A 6003-nucleotide genomic window follows, 5' to 3' on the forward strand; every position below is an offset into this window, starting at 1 on the left:
CCAAGCTTTTCTGGTCGGAACCCCCTAAGCCGAGTTTTCAAGGTGCTGCGCCGTCCACTTGGTTTTCGAGACTGGCCTTTTAATTCTAACGTAAAGCCAACCTAGAACGGCGGGGTTTCAGACCCAAAATTTCCGATGATACTACCATGATCATTATTTCTAGGGAGACAGGGAAAGTTTAATAACTTGTTCCCTGTGCCTCTACCCTAGAACCAGTTTGATAATTGTCTTCTACTCAAAGTCTTTGCGTCCGGGGTTACGGGTAGGATCGCCAGAAAGGAAGCCAAAGATAAAAAGTAAGACAAAGAAGGAAACAACGATATAAACGGCGATTTTTAGGGTTAACATTACTAAGACGTTCTCCTTAGACTAGATTAATTCAATAACAGGGGTGATCATACCTTGACCTACTTTACCCCATTTGGGCGATCCCTGAACAGAGAAAAGCGATCGGTCTTCAGTCGTCAGTTATCAGTTATCAGTGATCAGTGATCAGATAAGTGGGTGGGTGGAATTAAATATAAGATGAACGTAGGTTGGGTTGAAGCATGAAACCCAACGCTCGCTCATGTTACGCTACCGCTAACCCATCCTACAAATAATTGTGCCTCCCTACTTATCAGTTTTTAGTGGACAGTCTGATCAGTGATCGGTGATCGGTTATCAGCCTACTGTTTACCGTTTACTGATCACTGAAAATACGACTAAATAGCCTATTTTTAGCTAATTTATGAATAATATCGGTAAATTGTATGTGGTGGGAACGCCGATCGGTAATTTAGACGATCTGACTTTCCGGTCCCTGGCAACTCTCAAAAAAGTCTCTCTAATTGCTGCTGAAGATACCAGACACACTGGCAAATTATTGCAGCATTTTGATATTCCAACCCCTCAAATTAGTTACCACGAACATAATCGTCTTTCCCGTCTCGATGAGTTATTAAATATTCTCAGCCAAGGTCAGGATATCGCCTTGGTTACTGATGCGGGAATGCCGGGGATTTCTGACCCTGGTTATGAGTTAATTAAAGCTTGTATAGAAGCTAAGATCGAAGTGGTTCCCATCCCCGGAGTAACGGCGGTAATTACTGCTTTAGCGGTGTCGGGATTACCCACGGAAAGATTCTGTTTTGAAGGATTTCTTCCGGGTAAGGAAAAGCTCAGACAAGAGCGCTTAGAGGGTTTAAAAACTGAAACGAGAACGATGGTTTTTTATGAAGCTCCTCACAAACTTATTAAGACTTTGGAGGATTTACGAGAAACTTTCGGCCCAACGAGAAAGATAGTTTTAGGTCGGGAATTAACCAAGCTTTACGAAGAAATTTGGCGAGGAACTGTCGCCGAGGCGATTAATTTATATCTGGCGAATAAAACTCCTAAAGGGGAATTTACTATCGTAGTTATGGGCAACAATCGGTTCGATACTATCCAATTATCCGACGAGGAATTAAAACGGGAATTAAAACAAATTATCGAAGGAGGAGTTAATCGATCGCAAGCCAGCAGACAATTAGCACAGGTTACTAATTTGTCCCGCAGTCGTTTATATAAATTAGCCTTAGAAATTTGATGATTATCAATTTTTATTCCCACCGCTAACCCTGAATTACTTAGCTGATTGAAGTAACAAAATTCCCCCGGCAGTTAATCCTAAAATATTGGGCAACCAAGCGGCCATCAAGGGGGTTAAAACTCCGCCAATGCCTAAGGAACTGGTGACAAAAGATAGGAGATAATAGGAGAAAATTAGGACAATACAAATACCGAAACTGGTGGCTTTATTAGAATTTTGGGGACGTAATCCCAAGGCTGCCCCAATCATCCCAAAAACTAAACAAACAAAGGGTAAAGATATTTTCTGCTCGATTTGAACCTGCAATTTTCTAATTTTGGTAGGATTGCCACTTAATTGCAGTATTTCTAGGTATTCCCGCGCTTGTCTTAGGGTCATTTCTGAACCATCTCGCGCCCGAAAAGCTAAATCTAAAGGGGTACGCGGTAGGGCTAATTGTTGATGTTGAAAGCGGACAATATTACGATAGGAACCATTAGGATCAATTAGATAAATTGTGCCGTTATAAAAATCCCAAATATTTTTTTCAATATTCCAAGAAGCTGATTCTGAGGTAATAATTTGATTAACTTCTGGCTGGGTGCGATCAAGAATGGTTAAACCTAGCATCTCTTGACCGTTAAATCTTTCGGCATAAAATAACCTTCTTAATACCGTTTGGGGTACCCCTCCATCCGGTTGCCGCACTTTGCCGTATTCAGGATAAATAATATTATCTTCAATAAAAGATTTGCGATTTGGTCGCAGAGCTTTGGTCATGGTAGCATTAGCTTCATAACTGGCAGCCGGAGCCACATAATCATTAAAAACGTAGGTTAATCCCGTCACTATTAAACTTAGCACAATGGCGGGAATTATTAGGCGATAAACACTAATTCCAATACTTTTCAAAGCAATTAATTCGCTATCACTGGCTAAACGACTGTAGGCCATTAAAGCCGCTAAAAGTATTGACATGGGAAAGGCTAAAACGATAAACTCTGGCATTTTTAATAAGAGAATTTTTAAGGCCAAAGTAAAAGGTAAACCCGATTCAGTAATCCGTCGCACTAAATCAAATAAAGTACCGATCGCCACTCCCAAAGAAGTGAATAAACCCATACCAAATAAAAAGGGCAATAATAACTCGACAAAAATATAGCGGTCTAAGATGCTAAATCCGGGTATTCTACTTAAATTTCCTTGCCAATTGCCAACTTTCATGATATAATGCAGCGATTTTTTATTAATAACAATTATCGGAAAAAATTATCACCCAAATAATACTGACGCACCAGAGGATTATTATAAAGTTCTTCGCCACTTCCCGCCGCTAAAATCTGCCCTTCGCGCATAATATAAGCCCGATTAGTGATAGCCAAAGTTTCTCGCACATTGTGATCGGTAATTAAAATTCCCATCTGACGATCCCTTAAACCGGCGATCATCGCTTGAATCTCGGACACGGCGATCGGATCTACCCCGGCGAAAGGTTCATCTAATAATAAAAATCTCGGTCCGTTGACTCCCACCGCTAAAGCGCGAGCTAATTCCGTCCTTCTTCTTTCTCCTCCAGAAACGTAGGCTCCTTTAGTGCGAACAATCTTATCGAGGCGAAATTCTTTTAATAAATCATAGAGACGATTTGCCCGTTGGGAAAAGGGAACCCCCGACTGTTCTAGGGCTAACTGAATATTTTCTGATACAGTTAAATAACGAAAAATACTGGCCTGCTGCGTCAGATAGCCAATACCCAGACGCGCCCTTTGATTAAGGGGTAATTTGGTAATTTCTTTTTGATCGAGCCAAACGCGCCCTTGATTCGGTTTAATTAATCCCGTGGCGATATAAAAAGTTGTGGTTTTCCCCGCACCATTTGGTCCTAATAACCCGACAATTTCCCCCGGGGCAACAGTAATACTCACCCGGTTAACCACGAGCCTTTTACCGTAGGATTTATGGATATTTTCTAATACTAAAGTCATCTTTATCGGCTGTTGGGTGTTAGGGGTTGGGGAAGTGGGGAAGTGGGGTGTGGGGTGTGGGGTGTAGGGTGTAGGGTGTGGGGTGTGGGGTGTGGGGTGTGGGGTGTAGGGTGTAGGGTGTGGGAAGAATAAATAAAAATAATCTCCTGTCTCCTGTCTCCTGATTCCTGACTCCTAATCACTGCGGGTTAATAATTGGGGCAGCGGGGAGGGAAGGGGAAGGTATGGGTGCGGGTGTCGGAGAAGCAGCCGGTTGGGGGGAAGTTTCGTTATCTTTGACTAAATAAATTGACTCCACCTGCTGACTGGTTTGGGGAGTAGCGATAAATCTGCCCTCATCGACAAGATAAGTCATCGTTTCGGCGCGGATACTGTTGCCTTCCTGCAAAACGTAAACGTTACCCGTCATCACTAAACGACGTTCGCGGCTAAAATACTGAGCTTGAGCGGAAGTGGCCTGCATTTTGCGAGCGGGATAGAACACTTGTACGTTACCCCTAGCAGTAATTACCCCCGTTTTTGAGTTCGCCTCTTGAATATCCGATCGCACTGTCATGGCATTACCTGGTACAATGTTCTGCTGTGCTTTGACTAGGGGAGAATTGCCCAATCCCATGATTAAGCCAGCAGAAACGAGGTAAACTAGCCATCCTCTGATTTTTGCGTATCTTGCTCTCATAGAAATCTCACCTATAGACGTAATTGTATTGACTAACTAATCTAGCTTTTTAGAGAACGGGATGACTTTTGAGGATTTTCGGCAGAGAACAGATAGATCGATCGAGGTGGGGATGAGGATGTTCCTGATTGCTTTTCATCGCTTCTAGCACTGCCGGTAAAGCTTGGGGATCGAGATTCTGTAAAAAGTTTAATAGATCCAAACTCTCCCCAACCAAGTGCGTCACGTTGATCCCCTCGTAATCGGGTTGATAGGGTTGCAAACGTCTAACCCCTTCTCCCAAAAGGATTACCGCTCCGCGCCAGTTATTATTTTCCAGATGGTAACAAGCGACAGCAATCTGCAAAATGCCTTGATAAAAGGTTTTTTCAGGCTCTGCGGACTCCATCCACAAAGCCTCTAGGGTATCATGACAAGCATAGAATTGCTGGCGATTAAATTCGTCGATTCCTTGGCCAAAAGCGGTGGCTGTCATTACCCTAAACTAATGCCCCTTCATCGATTCGCGGACTTCTTGGATATAGTCAAGGGAAATTATCTGTTCTTCCCCAGCAAACTCGTTATCGGGGGTAATAAATAGCATACAGTGACATTCTTTCCGTTCCCGCATCGGTACACAGGGACAATTCCAGAAAGTATTTTTTACCTCCGCTTCTTTGTCTTCGTAGTGACGACAGGGACATAAAGGAGCGCCTAATTCGTCCTTATGACGCGCTAATCCCTCAATTACTACGGCTGTCACCGAGAGATCGCTACAGAAGTAAGTATTTGTACCTTTAGCGTACTGTTCGGCAAACTTTTTCATCGCCTCAAGACTCTTATCCGTGTTTGTGATCTGGCTCATAGTTATCTGATCCCCTTAGCTTTCTAAAAAAAAACTTTTTACCTAAAATGTCAGCTTGAAGGAACCCTCGGTTTTACCTCGGAGATGAAAAGCTGACATCGCCTTGACACCTTGTACGATGAGTTGCTAGATTATAAGCATAACACATTGAGAGGTCGAGTCAATGCGAGTCATAGAGTTTAAGTTAAAAACCAATTCACACCAAGAGATAGCCATTCAAGAGGCTATAAGGGTGGGACAGTTCATCAGGAATAAATGTTTAAGATTTTGGATGGACTCTACCAAAGAAGATCAGGTTAACTATGGTACTTTGTGTAGGCTAACTACCGAATTATCTAATAGTCCTGAATTTTCTTTTGTTGGTAAACTCAACTCTATGGCTCGTCAAGCAAGTGCCCAAAGAGCTTGGTTCTCTATATCCCGTTTTTATGATAACTGTAAAAAGCGCACCGCCCGCACCGAATCGAATTCGGCGAGCGGACGGAGCAAGAAGGGTTTGGCGAAAAAAGGCTATCCCAAATTCAAAAAGTTTTCAAGGTCTGTCGATTACAAAACTTCTGGTTGGAAACTAACAGAAGACAAAAAGTTTATCCACATCACGGATAAAACAGGGATAGGAAAATTAAAGTTAATCGGCACTTTTAACCGTGAGATTCTCGATAAATCCACTATCAAAAGAGTCAGGCTTATTAAACGAGCAGATGGCTTTTATTGTCAATTTGTCTTAGACATTGAAAGAGTAGAACCCTTTGACTATACAGGAAAAGAAGTAGGGATTGATTTAGGTTTAAACCATTTCTTAACTGACTCTAATGGGGATAAAATTGATAACCCACGGTTTCTTCGTAAGTCGGAAAAAAGACTAAAAAAGGCTCAACGTAAACTCTCAAAGAAGAAAAAGGGAAGCCAAAAAAGATTAAAACAGAAATCTAAAGTAGCTCGC

General features: G+C 42.2%; 9 protein-coding genes. 2 read left to right on the forward strand and 7 right to left on the reverse strand.

Annotation, left to right across the window (positions count from 1 at the left end; all coding sequences use genetic code 11):
* Positions 1-231 precede the first annotated feature (231 nt).
* Positions 232-348: a photosystem II reaction center protein I gene (locus O9300_RS19335; RefSeq protein WP_002732356.1), complete on the reverse strand. Its 117-nt coding sequence runs from the start codon at positions 346-348 to the stop codon at positions 232-234.
* Between the two features lie 382 nt (positions 349-730).
* Here O9300_RS19335 and rsmI point away from each other — a divergent pair, with 382 nt between their 5' ends.
* Positions 731-1570, forward strand: coding sequence for a 16S rRNA (cytidine(1402)-2'-O)-methyltransferase (gene rsmI / locus O9300_RS19340; RefSeq protein WP_287973462.1), 840 nt, complete (start codon positions 731-733; stop codon positions 1568-1570).
* Between the two features lie 36 nt (positions 1571-1606).
* On the opposite strand, the gene O9300_RS19345 is transcribed toward rsmI, so the two are convergent.
* From O9300_RS19345 to O9300_RS19370, 6 genes are read right to left on the reverse strand one after another with little or no spacing between them, the layout of a single operon-like run.
* Positions 1607-2776 carry an LptF/LptG family permease gene (locus O9300_RS19345; RefSeq protein WP_287973464.1) on the reverse strand — a complete coding sequence of 390 codons (1170 nt, stop codon included), beginning with the start codon at positions 2774-2776 and terminating at the stop codon, positions 1607-1609.
* Positions 2777-2808: 32 nt separating this feature from the next.
* Positions 2809-3537, reverse strand: a complete 729-nt coding sequence (gene lptB, locus O9300_RS19350) for an LPS export ABC transporter ATP-binding protein (protein ID WP_002797884.1) — start codon at positions 3535-3537, stop codon at positions 2809-2811.
* A 2-nt stretch (positions 3538-3539) separates the two neighbouring features.
* Positions 3540-3719 carry a hypothetical protein gene (locus O9300_RS19355; RefSeq protein ID WP_287973466.1) on the reverse strand — a complete coding sequence of 60 codons (180 nt, stop codon included), beginning with the start codon at positions 3717-3719 and terminating at the stop codon, positions 3540-3542.
* A complete protein-coding gene (locus tag O9300_RS19360; RefSeq protein WP_190721994.1) occupies positions 3716-4216 on the reverse strand; it encodes an LptA/OstA family protein in 501 nt (166 codons plus the stop codon). The genes O9300_RS19355 and O9300_RS19360 overlap by 4 nt, the downstream gene beginning before the upstream one ends.
* 49 nt (positions 4217-4265) lie before the next feature.
* Positions 4266-4691 carry a DUF309 domain-containing protein gene (locus O9300_RS19365; protein WP_190721996.1) on the reverse strand — a complete coding sequence of 142 codons (426 nt, stop codon included), beginning with the start codon at positions 4689-4691 and terminating at the stop codon, positions 4266-4268.
* Between the two features lie 9 nt (positions 4692-4700).
* Positions 4701-5060: a ferredoxin thioredoxin reductase catalytic beta subunit gene (locus O9300_RS19370; RefSeq protein WP_061432731.1), complete on the reverse strand. Its 360-nt coding sequence runs from the start codon at positions 5058-5060 to the stop codon at positions 4701-4703.
* 163 nt (positions 5061-5223) lie between these two features.
* Between O9300_RS19370 and O9300_RS19375 the strand changes: the two genes are divergently transcribed.
* Positions 5224-6003 (forward strand): RNA-guided endonuclease InsQ/TnpB family protein (locus tag O9300_RS19375; RefSeq protein ID WP_287973470.1); only part of this gene is annotated, 780 nt, incomplete at its 3' end.

Origin of the sequence: Microcystis sp. LE19-195.1E (genome assembly GCF_027532095.1) — a bacterium.
Lineage (GTDB): Bacteria > Cyanobacteriota > Cyanobacteriia > Cyanobacteriales > Microcystaceae > Microcystis > Microcystis aeruginosa.

Excerpts from the sequence above, each read along its gene's own strand:
- O9300_RS19335 (WP_002732356.1), bottom strand. The coding sequence starts at position 348 with ATGTTAACCCTAAAAATCGCCGTTTATATCGTTGTTTCCTTCTTTGTC.
- lptB (WP_002797884.1), bottom strand. The coding sequence starts at position 3,537 with ATGACTTTAGTATTAGAAAATATCCATAAATCCTACGGTAAAAGGCTC.
- O9300_RS19360 (WP_190721994.1), bottom strand. The coding sequence starts at position 4,216 with ATGAGAGCAAGATACGCAAAAATCAGAGGATGGCTAGTTTACCTCGTT.
- rsmI (WP_287973462.1), top strand. The coding sequence starts at position 731 with ATGAATAATATCGGTAAATTGTATGTGGTGGGAACGCCGATCGGTAAT.
- O9300_RS19365 (WP_190721996.1), bottom strand. The coding sequence starts at position 4,691 with ATGACAGCCACCGCTTTTGGCCAAGGAATCGACGAATTTAATCGCCAG.
- O9300_RS19370 (WP_061432731.1), bottom strand. The coding sequence starts at position 5,060 with ATGAGCCAGATCACAAACACGGATAAGAGTCTTGAGGCGATGAAAAAG.
- O9300_RS19345 (WP_287973464.1), bottom strand. The coding sequence starts at position 2,776 with ATGAAAGTTGGCAATTGGCAAGGAAATTTAAGTAGAATACCCGGATTT.